Source organism: Haloleucobacter ellipsoideus (genome assembly GCF_052491725.1).
In genome coordinates this window covers 169,385-195,510 of sequence record NZ_JBQWAR010000018.1, presented here as the reverse complement: position 1 = coordinate 195,510, position 26,126 = coordinate 169,385, and the positions used below count along the sequence as shown (strand labels likewise).

At 65.1% G+C, this 26,126-nt stretch carries 27 protein-coding genes; 14 read left to right on the top strand and 13 right to left on the bottom strand.

Going from position 1 to position 26,126, the window contains the following annotated elements; translation table 11 throughout:
- Nucleotides 1-9: 9 nt before the first annotated feature.
- The 3 genes from ACT6QG_RS08175 to ACT6QG_RS08165 all read right to left on the bottom strand — a co-directional run bounded on the left by ACT6QG_RS08175 (nt 10) and on the right by ACT6QG_RS08165 (nt 2,898).
- Nucleotides 10-591, bottom strand: a complete 582-nt coding sequence (locus ACT6QG_RS08175; protein WP_444977081.1) for a Smr/MutS family protein — start codon at nt 589-591, stop codon at nt 10-12.
- Entirely contained in the window at nt 588-1,778 is a 1,191-nt protein-coding gene (gene mltA / locus ACT6QG_RS08170) for a murein transglycosylase A (RefSeq protein ID WP_444977080.1), read from the bottom strand. The genes ACT6QG_RS08175 and mltA overlap by 4 nt, the downstream gene beginning before the upstream one ends.
- A gap of 388 nt (nt 1,779-2,166) precedes the next feature.
- On the bottom strand, nt 2,167-2,898 hold the full coding sequence (locus ACT6QG_RS08165; RefSeq protein ID WP_444977079.1) for a Tim44/TimA family putative adaptor protein: 732 nt from the start codon (nt 2,896-2,898) through the stop codon (nt 2,167-2,169).
- Between the two features lie 475 nt (nt 2,899-3,373).
- Here ACT6QG_RS08165 and ftsE point away from each other — a divergent pair, with 475 nt between their 5' ends.
- The 5 genes from ftsE (at nt 3,374) to ACT6QG_RS08140 (ending at nt 7,419) form a co-directional block, all read left to right on the top strand.
- The gene (gene ftsE / locus ACT6QG_RS08160; RefSeq protein ID WP_444977424.1) at nt 3,374-4,033 is read left to right on the top strand and encodes a cell division ATP-binding protein FtsE; all 660 of its coding nucleotides are present in this window, start codon (nt 3,374-3,376) and stop codon (nt 4,031-4,033) included.
- Nucleotides 4,020-5,144 (top strand): cell division protein FtsX, encoded by a 1,125-nt coding sequence (locus ACT6QG_RS08155; RefSeq protein ID WP_444977078.1) that lies wholly within the window; start codon nt 4,020-4,022, stop codon nt 5,142-5,144. The genes ftsE and ACT6QG_RS08155 overlap by 14 nt, the downstream gene beginning before the upstream one ends.
- 176 nt (nt 5,145-5,320) lie before the next feature.
- A complete protein-coding gene (locus tag ACT6QG_RS08150; RefSeq protein WP_444977077.1) occupies nt 5,321-5,989 on the top strand; it encodes a YdcF family protein in 669 nt (222 codons plus the stop codon).
- A gap of 146 nt (nt 5,990-6,135) precedes the next feature.
- The gene (locus ACT6QG_RS08145; protein WP_444977076.1) at nt 6,136-6,897 is read left to right on the top strand and encodes a lysophospholipid acyltransferase family protein; all 762 of its coding nucleotides are present in this window, start codon (nt 6,136-6,138) and stop codon (nt 6,895-6,897) included.
- A gap of 81 nt (nt 6,898-6,978) precedes the next feature.
- Nucleotides 6,979-7,419 carry a hypothetical protein gene (locus tag ACT6QG_RS08140; protein WP_444977075.1) on the top strand — a complete coding sequence of 147 codons (441 nt, stop codon included), beginning with the start codon at nt 6,979-6,981 and terminating at the stop codon, nt 7,417-7,419.
- Between the two features lie 61 nt (nt 7,420-7,480).
- Here ACT6QG_RS08140 and ACT6QG_RS08135 read toward each other — a convergent pair whose 3' ends face one another.
- Nucleotides 7,481-8,065, bottom strand: a complete 585-nt coding sequence (locus tag ACT6QG_RS08135; RefSeq protein ID WP_444977074.1) for a gamma-glutamylcyclotransferase — start codon at nt 8,063-8,065, stop codon at nt 7,481-7,483.
- A gap of 246 nt (nt 8,066-8,311) precedes the next feature.
- On the opposite strand from ACT6QG_RS08135, the gene ACT6QG_RS08130 reads away from it, so the two are divergent.
- Entirely contained in the window at nt 8,312-9,376 is a 1,065-nt protein-coding gene (locus ACT6QG_RS08130; RefSeq protein ID WP_444977073.1) for a DUF2125 domain-containing protein, read from the top strand.
- Between the two features lie 156 nt (nt 9,377-9,532).
- The gene (gene argB / locus ACT6QG_RS08125) at nt 9,533-10,441 is read left to right on the top strand and encodes an acetylglutamate kinase (RefSeq protein ID WP_444977072.1); all 909 of its coding nucleotides are present in this window, start codon (nt 9,533-9,535) and stop codon (nt 10,439-10,441) included.
- A 96-nt stretch (nt 10,442-10,537) separates the two neighbouring features.
- Here argB and ACT6QG_RS08120 read toward each other — a convergent pair whose 3' ends face one another.
- Both ACT6QG_RS08120 and ACT6QG_RS08115 read right to left on the bottom strand, forming a co-directional pair.
- Nucleotides 10,538-11,053 carry a GNAT family N-acetyltransferase gene (locus tag ACT6QG_RS08120; RefSeq protein ID WP_444977071.1) on the bottom strand — a complete coding sequence of 172 codons (516 nt, stop codon included), beginning with the start codon at nt 11,051-11,053 and terminating at the stop codon, nt 10,538-10,540.
- A 92-nt stretch (nt 11,054-11,145) separates the two neighbouring features.
- Nucleotides 11,146-11,934: a Bax inhibitor-1/YccA family protein gene (locus ACT6QG_RS08115; protein WP_444977070.1), complete on the bottom strand. Its 789-nt coding sequence runs from the start codon at nt 11,932-11,934 to the stop codon at nt 11,146-11,148.
- A gap of 235 nt (nt 11,935-12,169) precedes the next feature.
- Between ACT6QG_RS08115 and ACT6QG_RS08110 the strand changes: the two genes are divergently transcribed.
- Nucleotides 12,170-12,970, top strand: coding sequence for a hypothetical protein (locus ACT6QG_RS08110; RefSeq protein WP_444977069.1), 801 nt, complete (start codon nt 12,170-12,172; stop codon nt 12,968-12,970).
- Here the strand turns inward: ACT6QG_RS08110 and ACT6QG_RS08105 are convergent.
- Both ACT6QG_RS08105 and ACT6QG_RS08100 read right to left on the bottom strand, forming a co-directional pair.
- On the bottom strand, nt 12,958-13,926 hold the full coding sequence (locus ACT6QG_RS08105) for a glucokinase (RefSeq protein ID WP_444977068.1): 969 nt from the start codon (nt 13,924-13,926) through the stop codon (nt 12,958-12,960). The two genes, ACT6QG_RS08110 and ACT6QG_RS08105, sit on opposite strands and share 13 nt — an antisense overlap.
- A 21-nt stretch (nt 13,927-13,947) precedes the next feature.
- Entirely contained in the window at nt 13,948-14,445 is a 498-nt protein-coding gene (locus ACT6QG_RS08100; RefSeq protein ID WP_444977067.1) for a universal stress protein, read from the bottom strand.
- Between the two features lie 174 nt (nt 14,446-14,619).
- Between ACT6QG_RS08100 and ACT6QG_RS08095 the strand changes: the two genes are divergently transcribed.
- A complete protein-coding gene (locus ACT6QG_RS08095) occupies nt 14,620-15,084 on the top strand; it encodes a GlcG/HbpS family heme-binding protein (RefSeq protein WP_444977066.1) in 465 nt (154 codons plus the stop codon).
- Nucleotides 15,085-15,204: 120 nt separating this feature from the next.
- Here ACT6QG_RS08095 and ACT6QG_RS08090 read toward each other — a convergent pair whose 3' ends face one another.
- Nucleotides 15,205-15,795 carry a malonic semialdehyde reductase gene (locus ACT6QG_RS08090; RefSeq protein ID WP_444977065.1) on the bottom strand — a complete coding sequence of 197 codons (591 nt, stop codon included), beginning with the start codon at nt 15,793-15,795 and terminating at the stop codon, nt 15,205-15,207.
- A gap of 196 nt (nt 15,796-15,991) precedes the next feature.
- On the opposite strand from ACT6QG_RS08090, the gene ACT6QG_RS08085 reads away from it, so the two are divergent.
- The gene (locus tag ACT6QG_RS08085) at nt 15,992-17,086 is read left to right on the top strand and encodes an AbrB family transcriptional regulator (RefSeq protein ID WP_444977064.1); all 1,095 of its coding nucleotides are present in this window, start codon (nt 15,992-15,994) and stop codon (nt 17,084-17,086) included.
- Between the two features lie 56 nt (nt 17,087-17,142).
- Here ACT6QG_RS08085 and ACT6QG_RS08080 read toward each other — a convergent pair whose 3' ends face one another.
- Both ACT6QG_RS08080 and ACT6QG_RS08075 read right to left on the bottom strand, forming a co-directional pair.
- Nucleotides 17,143-17,922, bottom strand: a complete 780-nt coding sequence (locus ACT6QG_RS08080) for a M48 family metallopeptidase (protein WP_444977063.1) — start codon at nt 17,920-17,922, stop codon at nt 17,143-17,145.
- 119 nt (nt 17,923-18,041) lie between these two features.
- Complete coding sequence (locus ACT6QG_RS08075) at nt 18,042-19,460, bottom strand: polyhydroxyalkanoate depolymerase (RefSeq protein WP_444977062.1); 1,419 nt, start codon at nt 19,458-19,460, stop codon at nt 18,042-18,044.
- 173 nt (nt 19,461-19,633) lie between these two features.
- On the opposite strand from ACT6QG_RS08075, the gene ACT6QG_RS08070 reads away from it, so the two are divergent.
- Entirely contained in the window at nt 19,634-20,989 is a 1,356-nt protein-coding gene (locus tag ACT6QG_RS08070) for an ActS/PrrB/RegB family redox-sensitive histidine kinase (protein WP_444977061.1), read from the top strand.
- A 40-nt stretch (nt 20,990-21,029) separates the two neighbouring features.
- Nucleotides 21,030-21,584 (top strand): ActR/PrrA/RegA family redox response regulator transcription factor, encoded by a 555-nt coding sequence (locus ACT6QG_RS08065; RefSeq protein ID WP_444977060.1) that lies wholly within the window; start codon nt 21,030-21,032, stop codon nt 21,582-21,584.
- 54 nt (nt 21,585-21,638) lie between these two features.
- Here ACT6QG_RS08065 and ACT6QG_RS08060 read toward each other — a convergent pair whose 3' ends face one another.
- Both ACT6QG_RS08060 and ACT6QG_RS08055 read right to left on the bottom strand, forming a co-directional pair.
- A complete protein-coding gene (locus tag ACT6QG_RS08060; protein ID WP_444977059.1) occupies nt 21,639-22,118 on the bottom strand; it encodes an MmcB family DNA repair protein in 480 nt (159 codons plus the stop codon).
- Nucleotides 22,115-23,011 (bottom strand): YihY/virulence factor BrkB family protein, encoded by an 897-nt coding sequence (locus tag ACT6QG_RS08055; RefSeq protein WP_444977058.1) that lies wholly within the window; start codon nt 23,009-23,011, stop codon nt 22,115-22,117. The genes ACT6QG_RS08060 and ACT6QG_RS08055 overlap by 4 nt, the downstream gene beginning before the upstream one ends.
- Nucleotides 23,012-23,207: 196 nt before the next feature.
- Here ACT6QG_RS08055 and ACT6QG_RS08050 point away from each other — a divergent pair, with 196 nt between their 5' ends.
- Both ACT6QG_RS08050 and ACT6QG_RS08045 read left to right on the top strand, forming a co-directional pair.
- Nucleotides 23,208-24,275 (top strand): FUSC family protein, encoded by a 1,068-nt coding sequence (locus ACT6QG_RS08050; RefSeq protein WP_444977057.1) that lies wholly within the window; start codon nt 23,208-23,210, stop codon nt 24,273-24,275.
- 143 nt (nt 24,276-24,418) lie between these two features.
- Nucleotides 24,419-26,110 carry an acyl-CoA dehydrogenase family protein gene (locus ACT6QG_RS08045; protein ID WP_444977056.1) on the top strand — a complete coding sequence of 564 codons (1,692 nt, stop codon included), beginning with the start codon at nt 24,419-24,421 and terminating at the stop codon, nt 26,108-26,110.
- The last annotated feature ends 16 nt before the right edge of the window (nt 26,111-26,126 follow it).

The following is a 26,126-nucleotide window of genomic DNA, read 5'->3' as shown; positions in this document are numbered from 1 at the left end:
TAAAGCGCGTCAGCGCCGGCGGCGAATGCGCACATAGAGCGCGCCCTCGCCACCATGGCGGCGGCCGGCTTCCTCGAACCCCACCACCACGGCGCGCAGGTCCGGCGCGGCCAGCCAGTGCGGCACGGTGCGGCGCAAAACGCCGCGCTCCTCGCCAAACATGGCGGAGCCACCCCTTTCATCCGTCAGCCGCGCGGAACCGCCCTTTCCAGTGATGACCAGCACCACCGAATGGCCAATGCTCTGCGCTTCCAGCAGAAACATCCGCAGACGATAATGGGCGGCGGACTGGGTCATGCCATGCAGATCCAGCCGGGCATCTACCTCCGCTCCACGGGTGAGCCGACGGCGCGCCTTCGGCTCAAGCGTCGCAAGGGGCAGCGGAGGTGGAACCGGCGGCTTTTTCGGACGGGGAGCAGGGGCTGCCGCCTTCTCATCCTTCGTCTGCGGCGGCTCTTCGGGGGCAGGCGCGGAAATTTCGGGGGTCGGCGGCGGAGGAAGCGTATGCAGCGGCTTCACATGCTGCACCACATGCGCCCACAGGGCCCGTTCCTCCGGCTTCAGATCCCGTTTGCGCCCGCGCCGGCTCATGATCTTGGCACCAGAATGGTGAACTGCCCGCCATGGCGAATGCGCCCGGCCACCTCGGCCGCCCGCGCGCCCGCGCCGAAAAACAGGTCTCCCCGCGCCGGGCCAATGATGGCCGAGCCGGTATCCTGCGCGATCATCAGCCGGTTGAACGGCTCGGAAACACCGGGGCGGGAGAGCGGCAGGTCCGTTTCCACGAAAACAGGCGTGCCATAGGTGTGCACCCGCCGATCCACCGCCAGCGAGCGCCCGGTGGTGAGCGCGATGCCCTGCGCTCCCATCGGCCCGCTGTCACGCCCCAGTGCCCGGGTGGTGAAAAACACATAGGAGCGGTTCTGCCGCCGCAGCGCCTGCCCCTGCTGCGGGTTCTGCTCCATGAAAGCGCGGATGCGCGCCATGGACATCTCCTCGCGCGGAATGATGCCCTGCTCGATCAGGATGCGCCCCACGGGCGTATAGGGGTGACCGTTCTTGGCGGCATAATTCAGCCGCACCACCTTGCCATCCGGCAGGCGCATGCGGCCGGAGCCCTGGATCTGCATGAAGAAAAGATCGATGGGGTCCTTCAGGTAAGCCACTTCCAGCCCCTGCCCCGCCAGCGCGCCATCCTCGATGGCCGCGCGATCATGATAGGGAACCAGACGCCCGCCAACCTTGCGCCAGCCGCCTTTCTCATCCGTCACCAGATCCGCGGGCCGGCCCAGCACCGGCACCTCATAGCCGGGCCGTCGGGTAAGGGAGCCTTCCACCTCCGGCTCGTAATAGCCGGTGAAGAAGCCCGTGCCGCCTTCATCCGGCACCACGCGGAAAGGCTGGAACCTGGCTTCAAAGAACTGCCGTGCGGCCTGCGCGCCGGGCCTGGGCCCAAGGGCGGCCGCGGCCTTGCAGGCGGAGATCAGGCCCGGCCGCATGATGGCGGATGACGCCACGGACCCATCGGCCGGCCGGGCTGAAACAGCCGGGCAACCGGCCCGGAAGGCCCGGAAGGCGGCGGCATGGTCATCCCCCGTCCAGCCCCGCAAGTCGGAAAAGGAAACCGGAACGAGCCGCGCGCCGGGCAAGGCTGGCGCGCCCTGAGCCCCCTGTGACATGGCCGCCCTTCCCTGAGCCTGCGCTTCCACCGCGAACAGGGGCAGCGCCGAAACAGCCAGCAGCAGCATGCCCCGGAGAAGACCCGCACACCGCGCCATGCTCCCGCCACCCGCACGGGCGCGCATCCACCCACGCGCCCGCCGGCCTGCACGGGAGACAGGCCGGCGCGGGGCGATCAGGGCAGATGTGAGCTTCTCCAGCACCTTATCAATCCAGACATCGGGTTGCGGCGGGAACCGGCTCCCGCCCTTTCATTCTATGTGCAGGTGGGCAGCCTGTCTTGTCGAGTGCTCTTGTGGGAGCGGACACATGTTCTGCTGCGCTGCAACCGCTCCGCCCACCGGCGGACAGTGACAAAAAAGGGAGCGGACAGGCACATGCCTGCGCTCCCCCTTGGCGCCTGGAACCCTTGGCGCCTGGAACCCTTGGCGGCTGAAACCCGTGACGGATGAAACCGCTTCAGCCCGTTTCACATGGCGCGCAACCTCACTGGCCGGCTTCGGTCGCCACTAGCTTCCAGTTCGGGTCCTGCGTGCCCAGATCACGGGCGAAGGTCCACACGTCAGTCACATCGCCCACCGTATCCGGGCTGCCATCCACGACATTGCCGGCGCGATCCCGCGTCACGGAAATGAGCTGGGAGACGAAGCGCACCGTGAGCTGGGCCGAGCGCCCGCGCACCGTGGCCTCCTCCAGATCCGCCTTCTCGATGGCGACGAAACGGGTCTCCATCGTCTCGCCCCGGCTTTCACGCTCGGCGATGGCGGCGGCGAAGCCGTCATAGACATCCTTGGCCAGCAGATCCTTGAGCATCTTGCGATCACCTTCCGCGAAGGCGGTGACGATCATCTCATAGGCCGCCCGCGACCCGGAGAGGAAATGCTTCACATCGAAGTCGCTCTCCACGGTGCGGATCTGGTCCAGCGCATTGGCGGTGGGGCTGCCCTCGGCGGCGATCCCTTCCCAGCGATAGACGGGGGGCGTCTCATCCTCGTCATCCACGGAGCGCGGCTCGATCTGCGCGGGCGGAGGCGGGGCGCGACCGGGCAGCGGCACCACATTGTCGCCCTCGGGCCGGTTGGGACGGTTCTGGTCCTGCGAGGAATAGGGGTCGTAGGGCGGCCGCTCACGACCCGTGCGCTGCCCGAGCACCCCGCGCAGACGGAAGAAGATGAAGACGGCCAGAGCCAGAAAAATGATCGTGGTAAGATCGAACACTGCTTCGCCATACCTTTGGCGCACCGGCCGGAACCGCACGCCCTTGCCTTGAGAAAGACCTGATCCCGCCAGCGCGTCGCGCCACGCAACCTGTCCTGTCTTATGTACGTCGCCGCAACCGGATCGCCAGCCCCGGCACATGCAACGCGCACAATTTCCCGTCCAGCTTACGGCAGGAGAGGCCGAAGCGCCACCATATCCCAAAGCAGGATGCACAGGGCGCGGGCGGCATGCCCCCGCAAACCGGCCTGAGAGCCGCGAAAATTCACCGTTTGCGCCTCCGTGTTTACCTTCATTTACATAGGCTGGGGGCATTTTCGAAATGAGGGAGCCTTGCCGCCTTTCCACCGCAACCGCGGGCCACCAGTGTCCGCTGGGGCAGGCCCGTCAGCGTGGCGCGCTATGGCAGGCTTGGTTTATGGTCTTGCGTCGCGTTGCCGCGCGATTCGACATGATGCTTCACTGGGGGGCGCATTTGGTCCGGTTCGAGAATGTCGGCCTGAGATACGGAATGGGATCGGAAGTGCTGAAGGACGTGACCTTCGGCATCGAGCCCAGATCGTTCCAGTTCCTCACCGGTCCCTCGGGCTCGGGCAAGACCACCTTGCTGCGCCTGCTGTTTCTCTCGCTCAAGCCCACGCGCGGCCTCATCACCCTGTTCGGCCGCGATGTCTCCTCGCTCTCGCCCGATGAAGTGGCGGCGATGCGCCAGCGCATCGGCATCGTGTTCCAGGATTTCCGCCTGCTGGATCATCTCACCACCTATGAGAATGTCTCCCTGCCCCTGCGCGTGGCCGGCAAGGAGGAAGCCAGCTACCGCGCCGAGGTGACCGAACTGCTGCACTGGGTGGGGCTGGGCGAGCGCAGGGATGTGCTGCCCCCTGTGCTCTCCGGCGGCGAGAAGCAGCGCGCCGCCATTGCCCGTGCGCTCATCAGCCGGCCTGAATTCCTGCTGGCCGATGAGCCCACCGGCAATGTGGACCCGACATTGGCGCGCCGCCTGCTGCGGCTGTTCATCGAACTCAACAAGACCGGAACATCCGTGCTGCTGGCCACCCATGACATCGCCCTCATGGACCAGTATGACGCCAGACGCCTCGTGATCGCCGACGGACGGCTTTATGTCTATGACTGAAACGCCCGGAAAAGACACAGCCTCTTCAACTCAGGCGGGCTCTGGCCCGGCCGGGCGCGCGGGCTTTCGCACCCAGGCCACCCCCACCCTGAAAGAACCCGTTCCCGCGCTGAAGGACAGATCGCGCGAAACGCCGGCGGATGACGCCTCCGCCGCCCCGGCAGCCGAAAAAACCGCCGGGCCCGCCGTCACCCCTGCCGCGCAGCCCACGGCCAAGCCGCGCCCGATGACCCCCATCGTGCCGCGCTCCACCATTTCCGGGCGGGCGCTGATCGCCGTCGTGGCCATCATGACCTTTCTCGCCAGCATCACGGTGGGAGCGGCTCTGGCCGTGCGTTCCACCGCCGGGCAATGGCGCTCCGATGTGACGCGCGAGGTGACCATCCAGATCCGCGCCGGTGACCCCAAGACCACCGACGCACAGGTTCAACTGGCCGCCGAGATCGCCCGCAACACCCCCGGCGTGGCCGATACCCATATTCTCACCGCGGATGAAACCGGCCGGCTGCTGGAACCCTGGCTGGGTTCCGGGCTGGAGCTGGAGGATCTTCCCGTTCCGCGCATGGTGGTGGTGCGGCTGGACAATTCCACCCCCACCGATCTCAACAGCCTGAAACGCAAGCTGAGCGACCAGATCCCAACCGCCACCCTCGATGACCACCGCATGTGGGCGCACCGCCTCAGCGCCATGGCGGAAGGCGTGACATGGACCGGCATCGGCCTGCTGGCGCTGGTGGGGGTTGCAACGGTGCTCACCGTGGTGTTCGCCACCCGCGCCGCTGTCGCCACCAATCGCACCGTGGTGGAGGTACTGCATTTCGTGGGCGCGAAAGATGGCTTCATCGCCGCCCAGTTCCAGCGCCACTTCCTGAAGATTGGCGCGCAGGGCGGGCTGCTGGGCGGTGTTTCCGCGGCGGTTCTTTTCGCCATCATCGCCGCCCTGCCCCGCTTCGGCATTGCCGGGGAGCCGGACAATCCCAGCATTCTGGTCTGGCTCAACCCCGGCATCGCAGGCTTTATCGGCATTGCACTGGTGGTGCTGGGCGTGGCGCTCGCCACGGCCTATACATCCCGCGTCACCGTGTACCGCACATTGAGGACCATTCAATGAGCGCGATCACCGCCTCATGCGATGCTCTTCTCCTCGTCTGCGCCGCATTCTCCCGGCATTCTTGACCCATGACGCAGAATGAGCGCAGCAGCCCTCCATCCGGGGCTGAAACGCAGACGAACGGGACAACAGGGAACAGTGCCGGCAAACCCCGCCGCTGGCGCTGGTGGAGGCGTTTGCTCATTGCGCTGGTGCTGGTCGCCGGTTTCGGCATTGTCGCCATACTGGGCGGCTTTCTGGCCTTCACCACCCAGATCGCCACGCGCGAGCCCAAACAGCTCCGACCCATGGAGGCCATCGTCGTGCTCACCGGCGGGGCCTCTCGCGTGAGTGATGCGGTGAGCCTGCTCTCCAGAGGCTATGGCCAGCGCCTGCTCATCACCGGCGTCAACCCCACCACATCACCGGCAGAGCTGCGCCGCGCCCTGCCGGATGGTGAGGCGCTCATTTCCTGCTGCATCGATCTCGGCCACAAGGCCCTGAACACGCGCGGAAACGCCATAGAGGCGGCGGAATGGACCCGGGCGATGAACTTCCGCTCGCTGGTCGTCGTCACCTCCACATGGCACATGCCGCGCGCGCTGGTGGAACTGAACCGCTCCCTGCCGGATGTGGAGCTTCTGGCCTATCCGGTCGTCACCTCCCGCATGGAGGCGGAGCGCTGGTGGCGGGACCCGGCCGTGCTGCACCTGCTGTTCAAGGAATATCTCAAATATCTGATGGCGCAGCTCAAGATCCGTCCGGCACAGGCGGTGGCCAAGGGGCATCTGCCGGATAGGCCGCCCCTGCTGCAAAAGCCCCCTTCCATGGACAGCGGGACGGAGCAAAGCAGCATCGCCAACTGAGGCAGCCCCGCTTCCAGCTTCAATGACAGGACGAAATGGTCTAGAGCATCTTGCGTTTCCGCAGGGGTGCGCCGGGCATGCGCGCGCAAGCCCGTTTTTCACGCCCGCCTGGCATGCGCCAAGGTTCAAGACCGGGGAGCCCACAGGTGACGGTTATCCGCTCGCTGCTGTTCCAGATCTGCTTCTATACCGCCACCGTCCTGTTCATGCTGGCCTTCCTGCCCGCGCTGCCCTTCATCTCACGGCGCGGCCTGTGGAATACGGGCGTGAAATGGTGGCTTGGCACCATGAATGTGCTGTTGCGCGTCACCTGCGGCATCCGCACCCGGATCACCGGGCATGAAAATGTGCCTGAAGGCCCGCTGCTCATCGCCGCCAAGCATCAATCGGCCTGGGAAACGCTGGCCCTGCTGACGCATTTTCGGGATCCGGCCTTCATTCTCAAGCGGGAGTTGATGAACATTCCCGTCTTCGGCTGGTATCTGAAGAAGATGGGCATGATCCCCGTGGACCGGAGCGCCGGCCCCTCGGCCCTGCGGGACATGGCCAAGCGCGCCCGCGCGGCGGCGGATGAAGGCCGCCAGATCCTCATTTTCCCCGAAGGCACCCGGCGCCCGCCCGGGGCTCCCCCCGCCTACAAGCCGGGCGTGTCCTATCTGTATGCCGCGCTGAAAGCGCCCTGCCTGCCGGTGGCGCTCAACTCCGGCCTGTTCTGGCCGCGCCGCGCCTTTACCCGCCGGCCGGGCACCATTCGCGCCGAACTGCTGCCGCCCATCCCTCCCGGGCTGCCGCGCACAGAGTTTTCCACAAGGCTTGAGCACGATATCGAAACGGCCAGCAATCGCCTTCTGGATCAAGGACTTGCAGAGCTTGGCCCGCGCGCCCCTGAACTGCATAATGCCGGATAGGAACAGGAAGAGAACATCCCCGCTGTCCACTCCTGTGGAAAACTCTTGATCCACAGCGGCCTCTGTTCTAGTTCTGTTCACATGAGAACCGCTGATTCGATCCTTATCCCCCTGGTTGATGCCGGCTGCCTCAATGGCCTTCGGGCCAGTGCGCTTGGTTCGCGCTACCGCTTCTGGCGGGATGAGGACGGCATGCGGCACGTGTTTTCGGTCTATGGACCCGAGAATGCGCCAAGCTATCCCGACGCCATCGCCGTGGTGGCGCGGCGCACGCCGGCCGGCTCCATCGCCATGTGGGCCGGGCCCACCGGCCCAGCGGCGGAACAGGCCGCCCGTCGGCTCGATGGGGACGAGATCCACATCCATGTGCTGGGAGAACAGGCCGCACCCGCCCTTCGTCGCCTTCTGGCCCGTTCTACTCAGGCCCCCCGCGCGGCCGGCACAGAGCCGCAGCGCCCGGCCCGCCCCGAGCCGAAGCCCGTTCTGGAACCCGTGAGCACGCTCCACCGCCGCGCGGCCTGAACCATCCTGCCCCGCCGCACGGGTCAGGATGGATACGAACCTGCAGAAGGACGGCTGGCGCCTATCCCGCGTCCTCATCCTCAACCCGCCTGTGCGCGGGAGAGGCGCGCAGGCGATGCGTGATCCAGTTCAGGTCCGGTTCCTCGATGCCCAGCCTTTCCAGCTCTGAAACAGTCGAGATCACATAATCCGCATTCGGCCCGGCGCGGCCATGGGAGCGGCGCACCAGATGCAACTGCTCCTCCCGGGTGAGAGCGCCGGCATATTGCGCATGGCCCTGATGCGCCAGATAGGCCAGCGCCGGCGCCGTGCGCCCGCTGCCATCCATCATGTGAATGCGTTTCACCGCCTCACGATACACACCCGAAACCTGCTCGCGCTCTGTCAGATAGGCATAGGTCTGTTCCCAGTGCTGCGGCTCGATGCGATAGGCGATGCCATGGCATGCGCCCCCGTCCTCCAGCCCCAGCACCAGCCCCGGCGCTTCCGGCGTGCCACGATAATGGTAGGAATAGACGCACAGCGCCCGGTGCGCGCCGATCAGCCGGGCCTCACAGCGCTCGGCATAGTCAAATCCCGGGTTCCACATCAGCGAACCGTAGGCGAACACCCAATGGTCATGGTTCGGTGCATTATGGAGGAGCATGATGGTGCACTACAGTCTGGCGTTGACACCGTCCGTCGGCATCGTCCAGAGCGTTTCTCCATTTCGGGAAACCGGGAGAAACGCCCCGCTTGATCCGGGATGCCGCATTTTCTTCGCGCGAAACGGTATCCTCAGCGCTCGAAAATGCTCTAACAGGGGAAACTGCCCCTCGCAAGTCAACGCATGGATACGTTACCCGAAGGGCATAACCGCGCCCGGAACCCGGAACCGAAGCCGAGGCCTCGCATGACCGCATCTGAAGTTTCCTCGCCCCGCCGCCGCTCCCGGCTGGTGCTGTTTCTCATCGCTCTTGTCGTGCTCATCGCCGTCGGCTGGGCCGGGGCATGGGTGTATGCCGCCAACCGCGTTGAAAAGGAGCTGGACGCCTGGATCGAGCGCGAGGCCAGGGAAGGTCGCGTCTGGGCCTGCGCGGAGCGCGGGCTGGGCGGCTTCCCGTTCCGCCTTCAGCTGAACTGCGCCACCCCGACCCTCGACACCACCTCCGGCGACAAGCTGCACATCACCACCACATCTGCCCGCGCCACGGCGCAGATCTGGTCGCCCAACGCCATCAGGGCCGAATTCACCTCTCCGGCCCGCATCCAGAACAAGGAGACGGGTGAGGTGTTCGGCGCGCACTGGGACAGCCTGACCATGAATGGCGTGGGCGACATGGGCGGCCGCCCGCAGCGCGCGGCCCTTCAGGCCCGGGGCCTGCGTGTCGAGCAGATCGAGGAGGAGGATACGGACGCCTCGCCGCTGGCCTCCTTCGCCGAGCTCGACCTTGAGTCCAGCCTTGTGCCCGCCAATGCCGGCGGCCCGGAGGATGTGTCCTACAGCGCCACCATCAAGGGCGGCTCCAGCCCGATTCTGGTGCTGTTCGGGGAGAAGGGCCCGGTCGACCTGTCATTCACCGGGGTCGTCACCGCTGCGGCCGATCTCAAGCCCATGCCGCTGGAACAGCGCCTGCGCGCCTGGGCGGCGGCAAAGGGGGAGGCGCGCATCACGCAGTTCACCCTCTCCAGCCCCTCTGTTGCGGTCACCGCGCGCGGCACCCTGTCCCTTGATCCGCAGGGACAGGTGAATGGCAATCTCAATCTCGGCTTTGCCGGTGTCCAGCAGCTTGCCGGGCAGCTGAGCGCGGCCGGCATCATTCCCGAGGGTATGGCGCCCATGGTGGGGGCGCTGGCGATGGTGGGCCAGCCGGCGGATGTGGACGGGCGCCGCGGGGTTTCCTTCCCGCTGGCCTTCAAGGATGGGCGGCTCAATCTCTCCGGCCTTCCGGTGGGGCGCGTGCCTCCGGCTTTCTGATGTGAGCTGTCGGGCCGGGTCCTGCGCGCAAGGCGCGGGCCCGGCCTTGAATGGCGCTGCATTTTTCCCTGTCTCTCCATGGCCGCCCTTCCCCCCCGCCCGCGAAAGGGCTATGAGGGCCGCAACCCGGGGCCGCCCCTGAAGAACGAGCCTGCCATGAGCGAAAATACCGTTTCCCCCAACCATGAAGGCCAGTTGCAGGCCGCAGTTCTGGCCCGCGCCTTGCCGCATATGCAGCGCTATGATGATGCCATCGTGGTGGTGAAATATGGCGGCCACGCCATGGGCAATGAAGAACTCGCCCGCCATTTCGCCCGCGATATCGTGCTGCTGGAACAGGCGGGTGTGAACCCCGTGGTGGTGCATGGCGGCGGACCGCAGATTGGCGCGATGCTGGAAAAGCTGGGCATCAAGTCCCAGTTCGCGGCGGGCCTGCGCATCACCGACAAGGCCACCATCGATATTGTGGAAATGGTTCTGGCCGGCTCCATCAACAAGCAGATTGTCGGCTTCATCAATGAGGCCGGCGGCAAGGCCGTGGGCCTGTGCGGCAAGGATGGCAACATGGTGCGCGCCCGCAAGGCCAGCCGTGTGCTGACAGACCCGGACAGCAAGATCGAGCAGGTGGTCGATCTCGGCTTTGTGGGTGAGCCCGACGAGGTGGACACCACCGTTCTCGACCAGATCCTGCGGCGCGAGATCATCCCCGTTCTGGCCCCGGTCGCGGCGGCGAAGGATGGCGGCACCTATAATGTGAATGCCGATACGTTCGCCGGCGCAATCGCCGGTGCGCTCAAGGCCAAGCGTCTGCTGCTGCTGACCGATGTGCCCGGCGTTCTGGACAAGAACAAGAAGCTCATCCCCCAGCTCACCATTGCCGAGGCCCATGCGCTGATCGCCGATGGCACCATTTCCGGCGGCATGATCCCCAAGGTGGAAACCTGCATCTATGCGCTGGAAAAGGGCGTGGAAGGCGTCGTCATCATTGATGGCAAGGCGCCCCACTCCGTGCTGCTGGAACTGCTGACAGACCACGGCGCGGGCACCCTCATCACCCACGGCTGAGCGATACAGGGTTCAGGAAAAGGGCGCGCCTCAAAGGGTCGCGCCCTTTTTGCGCCTGGAGCCTCGCGAGACGCTGCCGCCTTCAGGGCCGGGGTTTCAGGGCGGAGTCTGCGCCCCTTCTCCCAGAGCGCGCTGCATCAGCAGCGTATCAATCCAGCGGCCGAACTTGAAACCGGTGGCCGGCAACGTGCCGGCCATATGGAAACCGCAGGCCCGGTGCAGGGCGATGGATCCCTCATTGTCCGCCCCGCCAATCACCGCCACCATCTGGCGGAAGCCGCGCGCCGTGCATTCGGCAATCAGCGCATCCAGAAGCGCGCGCCCCACGCCACAGCGCTGCGCGGCCTCATCCACATAGATCGAGTTTTCAACCACATGGCGATAGGCCATGCGCGGGCGAAACGTGCCGGCATAGGCATAGCCCAGCACATGCCCCTGCCGCTCCGCCACGAGGAAAGGGTAGCCCGCGGCGCACAGGGCCTGCTGTCTTTGCACCATTTCCGCCAGCCCCGGCGGCTCGGTCTCGAAGCTGGCCGTGCCGGTTGTCACCGCAACATCATAGATGGCGGTGATGGCGGGCATGTCTCGCTCTTCCACGCCGCGCAGCTTCATTGCGGCTCTCCCATGGCTTCTTCCATCAAAAAAGCCCCGGCCGGAGCCGGGGCTTTTCTACATATCACCACATGTTCCGCATCAAGCGCGGATCAGTTGTTGGAGCGGCCACCGAAGAGCTGGAGCAGCATCATGAACATGTTGATGAAGTCCAGATACAGGGCCAGAGCGCCCATGACAGCCTTCTTGCCCATCACCGCCGTGTCGTCGCCAGCGAAGTACATCTCCTTGATGCGCTGGGTGTCGTAGGCGGTAAGGCCCGCAAACACCAGCACGCCCACCACGGACACCACGAACTGCAGCAGCGAGGAGCCGAGGAAGATGTTCACCAGCGAGGCGATGATGATGCCGAACAGGCCCATCATCAGGAAGGAGCCCATGCCGGAGAGGTCACGCTGGGTGGTGTAGCCGTACAGGCTCAGCGCACCGAACGAGGCCGCGGTGATGAAGAACACGCGCACGATGCTCTCATGCGTGTAGACGAGGAAGATGGTGGCCAGCGAAACGCCCACCAGCGCCGCATAGACCCAGAAGGTCATCTGCGCGGCGGAAACGCTCATGCGCTCCACGCGGAAGCTGAGGAAGAAGACAGCGGCCAGCGGCGCCAGCATCACCACCCACTTCACCGGGCTGACAAACAGCGTGTAGCCGATCTGCGTCAGCATGATGTCGCCGGAAACCCGCGCCACCGCCTGCGCGGGATCCGTCGTGACGGCAAGCATGTACACGCCAAGCGCAAACAGGCCGGTGATGGCAAGGCCGAGCGCCATATAGTTGTACACGCTCAGCATATAGCTGCGCAGGCCCTGGTCGATTTCGGCCTGCGAGCGCGCCACCGACGAATTCCAACGGCCGGCGACGTTGCGATCATAATCGGACATCGTCGTTCCCTTTTAAACTTCTGCGAACCGTCGGCGAGGCCCGCTCCGGGCCTGCTGGTTCATGCCTGCAATATGGGGGGTATCGTGCGGCGCGGCAAGTGAAACCAATATGAAATTTACGCAAGGTCATGCCAGAGCATGACTTTCCCCACAGGATACAATCTGTATAAAGGAACAGGTTGCGCACAAAGCTTGGGTGCAGATGATTCCGCCTTCTGGGGGCCTGGCCCGACTTGTGAAACCAGCCCTGCCGGTGCTGCTGGCGTGGCTGGCGCCCGGCCTCTGGCAGCAGGCCCGGGCGGGTGCATGGACCATGGAGGAAAGCGCCGGGCAGGTGATTCTGCAAAGCAGCATCGTCTCCTCCAGCCGCAGCTTCGGCCCGCAATCGGATCTCTATTCCAGCCGCTCCTTTGACAAGGTCGAGGTCAATCTCGTCTTTGAATATGGGCTGAAGGACTGGCTCACCCTCATCGCCGCCCCGCAATTTCTGTATGTGCATCTCGGCGCACCCGACAGCGCCACCTATTCCGGGCCGGGCTATACGGATCTGGGTGCGCGGGTGCGCCTGTGGCAGGATGAAAGCCGGGTCTTCTCGGCCCAGAGTGTGGTGCGCCTTTCCGGCACTGGCGGCTCCGGCAGCGCGGCGGCCGTGGGCAATGAGAATACGGAGCTGGACCTGCGCCTGCTGGCCGGCTTCTCCTTCGATCTGTTCGGGCGCGCATCCTATCTGGATATCGCGGTGGCGGAGCGTCTGCGCTTTGGCGATCCGCCGGACGAGTTCCGGCTGGATGCCACCCTTGGCGTGCGCACCGCGCCGCGCTGGCAGCTTCTGTTCCAGTCCTTCAACGTCATTTCGCAGGGGGCGGGCAAGGGGCCCTATTTCAACCGCTCCTATGAATATTACAAGATGCAGGTGGGGGCCGCCTGGGATTTCACCCCGGCCATCACCCTGCAGGGCAGTGTGGTCAGCACGGTGTTTGCCCGCAACGCGCCGCTTGAGAACGGCATGGTGCTGAGCGCGCTCTACAAGTTCTGAAGCAGTTCCACACCCATGCGCCCCGCCCCCACCAGACCGGGCATCGGATGGGTGATGACATGCAGCGGCACCTGCGCCAGACGCGCCTCGAAGGGCGGATGGTTTTCAAACGCCTGCCGCAGGGGGCTCTGCGCCATCAGTGGGGCCATGGCCTGCCCCACGCCGCCTGCAATATACACCCCGCCCCGCGCCTCGAAGGCCAACGCCAGATCCCCCAGCACGCGCCCGAAAATCCGCAGAAAGAGCATGCAGCTTTCAACCGCTTCGCCCTGCCCCCCAAGGGCTGCCCGGATGATGGCGCGGGGGGAGAGGCCCTGCCCGGTGCGGGCGGCATGAATGCGCGCAAGGCCCGGGCCGGAAAGCACCTGTTCCACGCTTGAAGGCCCCATATGCGCCAGCAGGCGGGCCTCGTCCTCCATCACCGCGCCAAGGCGCATATGGCCGGCCTCGCTGGGCAGGATCATGCAGGCCGGGCCGCTGCCCCTCTCATCCGCACGCGGCACGACCAGCGCCGTCCCCAGCCCGGTGCCCGGCCCGCAAACCAGCATCGGCCCCTTCGGGGATGGCCCGCCCTGCCATGGGCCAATGCTCTGGACATCTTCCGGGCGCAGCCATGGCACCCCATGGGCAAGCGCGACGAAATCATTCACCAGCCGCACCTCGGTGAAGCCGAGAGCAGACTTCAGGCCCGCCGGTGAAATGCGCCAGTTCCGGTTGGTCAGGCGCGGCTCATCCTCCTCCACCGGGCAGGCCAGCGCAAGAATGGCCATGCGCGGGCGCACATCGCCCAGATGATGCAGACAGGCGCGCAGCAGATCTTCCAGCGAGGCGTGGCTGTCATTCTCCACCACATGGATCCGCGCCGGAACCCCATCCGCCCCCGCACAGGCCAGACGTGTCGTAGTGCCGCCAATATCCGCCAGCAGCATGGAACAATGCTCCGCCGGCAGCATCATGCAGGCTCCCGCCGGCCGGCCTCAGGCCACGGCATCGAGCGCGTCATCACTCAGGCTGCCGGGCACGATGGTGACGGGAACCGGAAACCGCGCCGCATAGGAGCCGGCAAGCTGGGAGACGAGCGGCCCCGGCCCTTCCTTGCCTGTACCCGCGCCCAGCACCAGAATGGCGATATCGCGATCCTCGGCAATGAGATCGGTAATGGCATCGGCCTTGTTGCCTTCACGGATGACGCATTCCGCCGAAACTCCGGCCACCTGCCGGGCGCGGGCGGTGAACTTGTCGAGCCGCATGCGGGCCTCGTCTTCCGCCTCGGCCCGCATCAGGTCGGCAATGCCCAGCCATTGCTGGTTGGCGCCGGCCATTTCCAGAACAGCGAGCAGCACCAGCCCGCCCTGCGTGCGCGCCGCACGGCGGCCGGCATAATAGACGGCCCGGTCGCACTCCGGCGTTTCATCCACCACCACCAGAAATTTCCGGCGGTGGCCGGGCTCATGGCTTTGTCGTGTCGCTGTCATTGGTGTTCGCGTCTCATCCGCGCAATTCCACATCCCGTCTGCCATGGTGCCATGAGGGGGGCCTGCAAGGGGAGTAAAAAATGCGGTTTCCCATGCCAGGCGCTGGATTTCGGCACCTGTCCTGTTCAAGCTGGGCCATTGCCTGCCCCGGGCCGGAACCGACAGGAGAGAGATGTGAGCTTTTCCCTTCCCCGCAGCACTGTCACGGAGCTGACGCTTGAAACCGCGCAGACCATTCTGCAGGCCGCCCTTGCGGAGGCTGGCGCCCGTGCCCTCAACCCGCTGGCCATCTGCATTCTGGATGGCCGGGGAGCAATGAAATGCGCGGCGGCACAGGATGGCACCAGCCTGAAACGCAGCGAGATCGCCCGTGCGAAGGCGGAAGGCGCGCTGGCGCTGGGGGTGGGCTCACGCGCCCTGCTCGGCCATGCGCGGGATCTGCCCCTGTTCATGAATGCCGCCACTCTGGTTCTGGGCGGGGCGCTGATTCCCGCGCCCGGCGGGGTGCTCATCCGCACACAGGGGGGCGCGCTGATCGGCGCGGTCGGCGTATCGGGCGACAGTTCAGACAATGATGAGGCCTGTGCCATGGCCGGCATCGCGGCGGCCGGGCTGATGGCGGACCCGGGCGAGGACTAGAACCGGCCCGGCACAGGCCTGAAAGCATGAAGGCCCTGCCGGTGGGCACAGGGCTCCACCAACAGGGCCCTCATGGCCAGAGGGGCCACGCCCCGGCTGCGCCCCGCAGGGCGCGCGGCATCACAGAATCTGTGCGGCCTCTTCAAAGGGAAGGCGCGGCAGGCGCTCGAACACCTTGCTGTGGTCTCCATGGCCCAGTGCGGCGATGAAATTGGCCTTCACTTTGCCATCGGGGAAGAAGGTAGCATCGACCTTTTCCGCATCAAAGCCAGACATGGGTCCGACATCCAGCCCCACGGCCCGGGCGGCGAGGATGAAATAGCCGCCCTGGAGCGAGGAATTGCGGAAAGCCAGCGGTTCGCCAGCCGCCTTGTCCTTTGCGAAATAATCCCGATAGCCCGGATTATGCGGGAAGAGCTGGGGAATTTTCTCATAGAACTCCGTGTCATAGCCGACAATGGCGATGACCGGCGCCGCCAGCGCCTTCAGATTGCCCTCAGCCAAAGCGGGGCGAATCTTTTCCTTGGCCTGCGCACTGCGCAGGAACACGAGACGCGCCGGCTGGGTGTTCAGCGCGGTCGGCCCATATTTCATGAGATCATAAATCTCGCGCAGCTCCTCATCGCTCACCGGCTGGTCGGTCCAGCCATTGTGCGAGCGGGCGGCGCGAAACAGGCGGTCGAGAGTCGCGCCATCAGTCTTCTGTGTCATCGGGGGGGTCCGGAATAGGTCAGATATTGTCCTGATGTAGTATCGCGATGCAGCAAGAACAACACGCACCCGTGCAATGATCCTGTTGCATCCATGCATGGAGCGGGGCATCACTGTTGCCATTCTTGCCCCGCACCCGGCCTGCCGCCATTCCCGATGCATATGCAGGCCGGTATTTCATGGAGTTTCTGAAGGCGTGAAGGCACCTGCGCGCACGCGCCTGCACTGGCTCGGCCTTGTCCTGCTGACCCTTGTGGCCGGAACGGCCGGGGGTGCGCTTTTTCATGCCATGGGCCTGCCGGCCCCCTGGCTCTCGGGTGCCATGGTATTCACCATCGTGCTGGCGGTGGGGGGAGTGGACGTGCACCTGCCAGAACCCTTGCGGCATCTGGCCCTGCTGATTCTCGGCGTTTCCATGGGTGCGGCGCTGACCCCGCAGATGGTGGCGCGGGCCGCCGCCTGGCCGGTGACGATGGCCTTCCTCGCCCTTTCTGTCGCCGCCACCATGGCCGGCGGCATTATGTTCCTGCGCCGGGTTGGGCGATGGGATGGGCCCACAGCCTTCTTCGCCGCGGCACCGGGTGCCTTTTCCACGGTGATCGCCCTGGCCAGCGATACGGGGGCGGATCTGCGCCGGGTGGCTTTTGCCCAGGCCGTACGCCTGTTTCTGCTCATCGCCGCCCTGCCCGGCCTGTTGCGCGCCGCCGGGCTGACCCGCGAGACACCGCTGAATGTGATGGCGGATGAAGCAGACCCCGCGGCGCTTTCTTTGTCTGATCCGGCCGGGCTGATGGATCTTGGCCTGCTGCTGGCCCTGTCTGCCGCAGGCGGTTATCTGGCGGAGCGGGCGCGCATTCCCGGCGGCCTCATTCTGGGCGCGCTGATTGTGAGCGGGGCCCTGCATCTGGGGGAATGGTCCCATGCCCAGCTTCCGCCTTCCCTTCTGCTGCCGGCCTTCATTCTTCTGGGCGTGAATGTGGGCACGCGCTTTGTCGGCACGCGCATCTCCACCATCGTTTCCTTTTTCGCCGTGTCTCTGGGGGCCTTTGTCGTCTCCATCGTGATTTCGGCCGCCTTTGCGCTTATGGCCTCGCAGATCACCGGGGATGATTTCGGCAAGGTGCTCACCGCCTATGCCCCCGGCGCACTGGAGGCGATGGCCGCGCTGGGTTTCGCGCTGGGCTATGATCCGGCCTATATGAGCGCACACCATGTGTTCCGCTTCGCCGGGCTCTCCATCGCCCTGCCGCTGATTGCCCGGCTGCTGTTCCGCATTCTGCCGAAAAGCTGAGTCTTGCGCAGATCTTTCAGAAGGTATCGGCCGGGCGGGCGGGCTGGAGACCGTCCTCAGCCCCCATAGCGGTGAAGGCTTGCGCCATGAATGCGCAGCCAGGTTTCAGCCTTCTCCCGCTCCGGAAACACCCGGTCCACCGCCTTCCAGAACCGGGGGCTGTGGTTCATTTCCAGCCGGTGCGCCACTTCATGCGCCGCCAGATAATCCAGCACCCCCGGCGGCGCGAGGATCAGCCGCCATGAGAAGGACAGGTCCCCCTTCGCGGAGCATGACCCCCAGCGGCTCGTGGTATCGCGCAGGGTGATGCGGTTGACCTGAACCCCCAGCACTGCTGCATATTTCTCCACTGCCGCGGTCAGGTCATGCCGCGCCTCCCGCTTGAGGAAATCCCCCACCCGCCGGGGCAGATGCGGCGCCTCGCCGGCCACATGGAGGGTTTTTTCCTCTCCCGCCCCCAGCCAGACCGTGCCGCGCGCGGATGGCTCATGCACGATGCGGTGCGGCACCCCCCGGAAGGGAATGATCGCCTCCGCCTCGAAAGGTACGCTTTCCGGCAGCCGGCCCAGCCGCACCCGCACCCATTCGCGGTGGCGGATGGCGAATTCCTTGATGCTGGCGATGGAGACATGGGGCGGAGCTGTCAGCACCACATCGCGCGAGGCCGCCCGCACCCGCAGGGTGAGCCGGCGCGCCTTGGCATTGCGGCGGATGAAGACCGGGGTGCGCACACCATCCAGCTCCATGTCCAGCCGCTCGGGCACGGCGACGGCCGGGGTCTTCTCCCGCGGGCGCAGGAAGGACAGGAGGCCGGATGTGAGAGGATTGGTTTTCATCCTGCCTGTCTATCAGCTTTGCCGCGCCCTGCCGCATGTTCGGGTTTCAGCATCATGACAATCCCCGCAACAAAAAGGCGCCCCGCAGGGCGCCTTGGTTCATTTTGCCGTCCTGAAACTCAGGCCGAGGGGCTGCGGGGAGACTGGCCCGAGGCCCTTCTCGGCAGGGCGAACACGTCCGGCTCTTCCGGTCCATGATCCACCGCCTCGCTCTTCACCGGCTCCCGGACGGTGCCCTTGGGCAACTCGTTGGAGAGGATGAAATCGCGGATGCGGGGCGCGATTTCCGAACGGAAGCGGGAGCCGTTGAAGACACCGTAATGGCCAACGCCCGGCTGCTCGTAATGCACGCGCATGTCCTCGGGAATCTGCGGGCACAGGCGGTGGGCCGCCTTGGTCTGGCCAATGCCGGAGATGTCGTCCTTCTCGCCCTCCACCGTCATCAGGGCCACGCGCTTCACCGCCTGGGTCTTCACCAGCTTGTCATGGTGCATGATCTCGCCCTTGGGCAGGGCATAGGTGATGAAGACATTCTCGACGGTCTGAAGATAGAATTCCGCCGTCAGGTCCATCACCGCGAGATATTCGTCATAGAATTCCCGGTGCTTGTCCACGCTGTCGCCATCGCCCTCCACGAGATCCCGGAACAGATCCCAGTGGGCCTTCAGATGGCGGTCCAGATTCATGCTCATGAAGCCGTTGAGCTGGAGAAAGCCCGGATAGACCTCACGCAGCGCGCCCGGATGCGGCCACGGCACGCGGGTGATGACATTGCGCTTGAACCAGTCAATGCCGCGCTCCTGCGCCATGGCATTCACCGCGGTGGGAGATTCACGGGTATCGATCGGCCCGCCCATGAGGGTCATGGACTTGGGCACGAAGGGGTCTTCCTCCTCCTCCATGCGGGCGATGGCCATCAGCACCGGCACGGCTGGCTGGCACACGGCCATCACATGGCAGTCACCGCCGAGGCGATGGAAGATGGAAATGAGATAATCGACATAATCGGAAAGGCCGAACTGGCCCTGATCAAGCCGCACCAGCTTCGCGTCCACCCAATCGGTCACATAGACATCATGGTCGGGCAGCATGGCTTCCACCGTGCCGCGCAGCAGTGTGGCATAGTGACCGGAAACCGGTGCCACCACCAGCAGCTTGGGCTGCGGGGTCTTGGGCGGGGTCGGGAAGGCGCGTTCGAAATGCAGCAGGTTACAGAAGGGCCTGCTCCACACCGTATTGATGTGAACCGGAACGCGCTGGCCGTTATAAGTGGTATAGGGCAGCCCCCACTCCGGCTTGGCATAGCGGCGGGTGGTGCGCTCGAACAGCTCGCACGCCGCCGCCATGGACTTGCCAATGGTGGTGTGGGAAACCGGATTGATCGGGTTCTTGAGCATGAGGCGGCTGGCGTCCGCCATGGCGCGTGAAGGATTCAACGCCGCGTTGCTCATCTCATAGAGCCAGTAGATGGGGGAAGTGGGTGCCACATGCGCCTTGTTCGGCATACGCGTCACGCCCGTGAACTCTCCAATGGCCATGTTAAGAACCTCGCGGTTGCCTTGGCCGTTGAGGGTGGTTCAATCCCCCTCATTGGTCAAATTGGACAAAGGTTAAGAAACTGACACCCTCCCGACAAGGACATAGATGTCACAATGTCGCGTGTTTCTACACAAATCATTACGCGCCTAACCTTGACTGAAGGTGAATCAAAATGACCCCCGCCTTCGCAACCCCGCTTCAGGGCCGCTCCGCCGGCCTGCGGCTCGATACCTTGATTCGCCTGCGCTGGCTGGCGGTGGCCGGGCAGCTTGTCGCCGTGGTAGTGGTGCATTTCGCGCTGGGCTTCCATCTGCCCATCATGTTGTGCCTTGCTTTGGTGGCGCTTTCCGCGCTGGTGAATGTGGCGCTGCGGATGAAATATCCGGTGGCGCGGCGGCTGGGGGATGATGCGGCCGGAGCGCTGCTGGCCTATGACGTGCTCCAGCTCACCGCCCTGCTCTATCTCACCGGCGGGCTGAAAAACCCCTTCGTGCTGCTCTATCTCGCCCCGGTGATGATTTCCGCCACCGCGCTGGCGCGCACCACCACCATCCTGCTCGGCATTCTGGTGGCGATCTGCGCCGGGGCGGTGGGGCTGTGGGCCAAGCCCCTGCCCTGGTATGATGGCACGCCCTTCATACTGCCAAACCTGTATCTGGCCGGGGTCTGGGTGGCGGTCATCGTCGCCATCGGCTTCATCGGCATCTATTCCTGGCGGGTGACGGAAGAGGCGCGCGAGCTGGGCAACGCCCTTGCGGCCACCGAGCTGGTGCTGGCGCGCGAGCAGCATATTTCCGCGCTGGATGGCCTTGCGGCCGCCGCCGCCCATGAGCTGGGCACGCCGCTGTCCACCATCGCCCTGGTGGTGAAGGAAATGCAGCGCTCCATTCCCCCGGACAGTCCCCATGGCGAGGATGTGGCCCTGCTGCGGGACCAGGTGAATCGCTGCCGCGACATTCTCCAGACGCTCACCTCCCTGCGCTCGGGTGATGCCCCGTTTGACCGTATGCCGGTGCGTCTGCTGCTGGAGGAAGTGGTGGAGCCGCATCGCAATTTCGGCATTTCCATCATCATCGATGTTCCTGAGGATGCCGACAGGCCGGTCATCGCCCGCAATCCGGGCCTGCTTTACGGGCTTGGAAACCTTGTGGAGAATGCTGTCGATTTCGCCTCCGGGAAGGTCGAGATCAGCGCTGCCTGGACCCCGACGAGCCTTGTGATCATCGTGCAGGATGACGGCCCGGGCTTCTCGCCCGAGGTGAGCGCGCGGATCGGCCAGCCCTATGTCACCTCCCGCGCGCGGGACCGGCAGGAGCCGGACGAGGAAAGCGGTCTCGGTCTTGGCGTCTTCATTGCCAAGACATTGCTGGAGCGCACCGGCGCAACCCTTTCTTTCGGCAACAAACCGGCCCCTGCGGCAGGTGCGCGCATCAAGATCACTTGGCCGCGCAGTGCTTTGGCCATAGAAATGGAAGACAATGCGCGCACACAGCGTGCACCGGGCACGCTGACGCCGCCCCCGGCATGAGCAGGCCCGATGCAGAACGGACCCTTGAGGGCAACAACAGATGACAGATACACTGCCACTCGAAGCTGGTGAGGATCGCTCGGTCCTGCTCGTGGATGATGACCGCTCCTTTCTCCAGCGTCTGGCACGGGCGCTGGAAAGTCGCGGATTTGATGTGACAAGCGCCGAGAGTGTCGCAGACGGGCTGGCCCGCGTGGAGGAACGCGCCCCGGCCTATGCTGTCGTGGACATGCGCCTTGGCGATGGCAGCGGGCTGGATGTCATCTCCGCCCTGAAGAAGCATCGCCCCGGCGCGCGGGCCATCATCCTCACCGGCTATGGCAACATCACCACCGCCGTGACAGCGGTGAAGCTGGGCGCGGTGGATTATCTGGCCAAGCCTGCCGATGCCGATGATGTCGTCGCCGCGCTGATGGCCAATTCTGACCACAAGCCCAGCCCGCCTGAAAACCCCATGTCTGCCGACCGGGTGCGCTGGGAACATATCCAGCGGGTCTATGAACTGTGCGGGCGCAATGTCTCGGAAACGGCGCGCCGCCTCTCCATGCACCGGCGCACGCTCCAGCGCATTCTCGCCAAACGCGCCCCGCGCTGAGGGCTACATATTCCGGAAAAGGCCGGGCGGGCGCTGCTCCCCGGCCTTTTCACGTCAGCGCACAAAGCGCATCAGATCGGGATCGAGCACACCACACAGGCGCATGGCGGCGGTGCGCGCGAAGCGCAGGGTCAGCGCCTTGCGGGTCGCCGGAGCCAGAGGGTGGCGCGGGCCATCCCGCAGCATCTGCGCCCCATAGGCATCCGCCACCAGAAGCCCGGCATCTTCGGGCAGAATGTCATGCGGGAAATCCAGCGGCACGGCGAACAGCAGCCTGTCGCAAAAGGCGCGATATTCCGGCCATTTGGAATCGCTGCGGAAGTCCTGAACCGAGGATTTGATCTCCACGATCACCACCTCGCCCCGGCCATCCAGCGCCAGAATATCGGCCCGCCGCCCCGAGGCGAGGGCGAATTCACACAGGCTTGCCAGCCCCAGCGCACCGAAATGGCGCAAAACCCCGCGCTGCACACTCAGGGCGGCGGGGGACTGGCGACCATCCACCCACGCCCCGCCTGCCGCGGAAGGGCTCATGCCCCGTTCTCGAAGCCGGAATGCAGGCGGGTGATTTCCGGCGGCAGCGGATCATAAGGCTCACGCGCCTTGCGATCGCGCGCGATGGCGGCATTCAGTTCCCCGCCGAACAGGAAGATGACCGCCGTGAGATAGAGAAACACCAGCGCAATCATCACCGAGGCCAGCCCCGCATAGGTGGTGACATAATTGCGGGCGAACTCGGCCAGATACATACCGAAAACCGTGGCCCCCACCAGCCACAGCACCAGCGTCACGATCACCCCCGGCGCGATATCCCTCAGCTTGCGGCGGCCACCGGGCAGCCACATATGCGCCACGACAAGGGCCACAACCAGAAGTATGGATGTGACGCCGAAGCGCACCAGCGTGACCACCCCGCCAAAGGGCTGGATGGCCGGCACATGCTTCAGCGCCATCTGCCAGAACAGCGGCGCCAGCACCACGAGAAAGGACAGCGCCAGAAAGGAAATGCCCGCCAGCAGCACATAGCCGATGGATTCCAGCCGCAGCCAGTACCAGGCCCGCATCTCCTTCGCGCCATAGGCACGGTTGAGACCGATGCGCAGGCTCTCGATCCCGTTGGAGGAGAAGTAGATCGCCAGCGCCACACCATAAGTGAGGACATCGGCGCGCACCTGGCTCACCACATTATGCAATTCCCGCGCTATCGGCTCGGCCACCTGTCTGGGCCAGGATTCCAGCATCAGCGAAATGGTTTCGCTGGAGAGCGGCTGCAGGTTGAAGAAACCGGCCAGCGCCGTAACAAAGATCAGGAACGGAAACAGCGACATCAGTCCCGACAGAGCGATATGACTGGCGATCGCCCAGCCATCATCTTCGGAAAACCCCCAGATCGCGTCTATCAGGATATGGTAGGTGCGCCGTATCATTGCCTCTCCTGTCTGGGTTGCAGATGTCAAATCGGCCTTTACGGGTGAATTGGCAAGTCCGGGAGAAGTCAGAAACAGGTCATCACCGCGCCTGCCTTCAGCCATATCCCTTTATTAATCTTTCCGCAAAGCGTCTGTAACTTCAAACAATCTCTCACCGCACCAGGCTCCGGGGTCTCCATTGCCAGGCTTGAACATGTCCCAGCTCATATCTTTCACGCCCGCGCATCTGCGGCTGGGGGTGCGGGCGGCCGTGGCCGCGCTGGCCTCCTATGCGCTGAGTCTCGGGGTGGGGCTGGAGAATGGCTACTGGGCGGTGATTACCTCTGTTCTGGTTGTGCAATCCACGGTTGGAGCCAGCCTCTCCATCGCGGTGGAGCGGGCCCTGGGAACGCTGGTGGGCGGCATTGTCGGGGTTGGCGGCGCGCTGCTGGTGGGCACCTCCCTGAGCCTGAATTTCGTGGCGCTGGCCTGCGGCATCCTGCTGACCAGCACGCTGGCGGCCCGCTCATCGGCCTTCAAGCTTGCGCCTGTGACAGTGGCCATTGTCCTGCTGGCGATTCCAACGGATGCCGACCCGATGAGGCCGGCCATGTTCCGGCTGCTGGAAATCGGCATTGGCGGGGTGGTGGGGGTTCTCAGCGCCCTTCTCGTCCTGCCCGCGCGGGCCGTCTCCCTGTTGCAGGAGAATTGTGCAGATGCGGTGCGCCAGTGCGCCATCCTGCTCGCCGTGGGCCGTGATGGCCTTCTGGGCGGGCCATATGGGCCGGAGGTTCTGGGCTCGCACAGCGTCAGCATCCGCAAGGCCCTGCGCACAGCCGACACCCGCGCCAAGGAGGCCCGGGCGGAACGCCGCTTTGCCGACCAGATGGACCCGACCCCGATTGTGCGCAGCTGCCGGCGTCTGTGGCACTCCGTCATCATCCTGCTGCGCAGCGCCAGCCACCCCCTGCCGGACTTCATGAAGGTGCAGATCGAAACCCAGCTCCATGCGGCGGTGGAGGATCTGTGCGACTATATGGTCGTGATCGCCCGCCAGCTTGAAGGCGCGGATGCCGATGAGGAAACCGCCCTGAAGGCCCATGCCAGTGTCTCGGAACTGGAGGCACGGGCGGCGGAGCTGAATGCCGAGGGCAAGCTTGATCCGGCAACCGGGCCGGACCTCACCTCCCTGTTTGCGGCCATTTCCGCCTGCACCCATGTGCGCGACAATCTGGATGACCTCTCCACCCGCCTTGCGGACAAGGTTTCCGCCCAGCGCTAGACATGCCGGCGCTTGTGCCAGACGGCAGGGCTGCGGGGCGCATGCACGGCCGGCCTGTCCAACCAATTGCCATGTGTCTCCGTCTTGGCATTTCGCACGGCCGATATTAGAGTTTGTGCAACGCACATAAGAGGAAATGCGCCATGGCCAGCAGCGTCCAGTCTTGTCCCGCTGAAGCTCACCCGATTGATGCGGTCGGCCTTGGCCGTATCGCCGCCGCCCGGCTGGAAAAACTGCTGGCTGAAGCCACCTGCGCCGTGCAGGCCCGCGTTTCCGAGAATGGCCGCCTCTCCCATGCCCTGCTGGAGCGCGAGCAGCGCGCCACCCATGGTCTGGCCTGGCTTGCAACCTATGTGTTTTCCGTGCGCGAGCTGGTGCATTATGCGGACCGGCTGGAAGGCATGGGCCGCTTCGGCACTCTGGAACGCCTCATCGTGCAGATCGGCCTTGGCGAGTATGTCGCGCAGATTCTCGGCGGCATCCCCATGAGCCAGGGCGAGATCGTGCGGCTGGCCGATCTCTACCTGCCGGCGGAAAGTGAAGCCGCCCTGCGCGCGGAACCGGAGATTGCCCGGCTCGCCGCCCATGGCAATACCGCCGGGAGCCGCGCGGCACTCGCGCAGATCATCCGGGAGACCCACCCCACGGGCACCATTGGCGAAGCCGGTCTCGACGAGACCATGGAGGCCATGCGCACCGAGATGCACCGTTTCGTGGAAGCGGAAGTGGCGCCCCATGCCCATGAATGGCACCTGAAGAACGATTACATTCCGCTTGAGATCATCTCCCAGCTTGCGGAAATGGGCGTGTTCGGCCTCACCATTCCCGAGGAGTTCGGCGGTCTCGGCCTGCCCAAGGAAGCCATGTGCGTGGTGACCGAGGAGCTGTCGCGCGGCTATATCGGCGTCGGCTCGCTGGGCACCCGCTCGGAAATCGCGGCCGAACTGATTCTGGCCGGCGGCACGGATGCGCAGAAGGAAGACTATCTGCCGCGCATCGCCTCAGGCGCGGTGCTGCCCACGGCCGTCTTCACCGAGCCGAACACCGGATCCGACCTTGCCTCCCTGCGCACCCGCGCGGTGAAGGACGGGGATGTCTACAAGGTCTCCGGCAACAAGACCTGGATCACCCATCCCGTGCGCGCCGACATCATGACCCTGCTGGTGCGCACCAATCCGGCGGAGCCGGGCTACAAGGGCCTGTCCATCCTGCTGGCGGAAAAGCCGCGCGGCACGGATGAGAACCCCTTCCCCGCCGAAGGAATGACCGGTGGCGAGATCGAGGTTCTCGGCTATCGCGGCATGAAGGAATATGAAATCGGCTTCGACGGCTTCGAGGTGCCGGCGCAGAACCTTCTGGGCGGGGAAGAGGGACAGGGCTTCAAGCAGCTCATGACCACCTTCGAGAGCGCCCGCATCCAGACCGCCGCGCGCGCAGTGGGTGTGGCGCAGGCGGCCATGGAAGTGGGCCTGAAATATGCCGAGGAGCGCATCCAGTTCGGCAAGCCGCTCATCGCCTTCCCCCGCGTGGCGGACAAGATCGTGATGATGGCGGTGGAGACGATGATCGCCCGCCAGATCACCTATTTTGCCGCCCGCGCCAAGGATGAGGGCCGCCGCACCGATCTTGAGGCCGGCATGGCCAAGCTGCTGGGCGCCCGCGTGGCATGGGCCGCGGCGGACAACGCCTTGCAGATCCATGGCGGCAATGGCTTCGCGCTGGAATATCCGGTCTCCCGCATTCTGTGTGATGCGCGCATTCTCAACATTTTCGAGGGTGCGGCGGAAATTCAGGCTCAGGTCATTGCCCGCCGTCTGCTGGATGGCGGCAACTGATGATTCCCGGCGCATG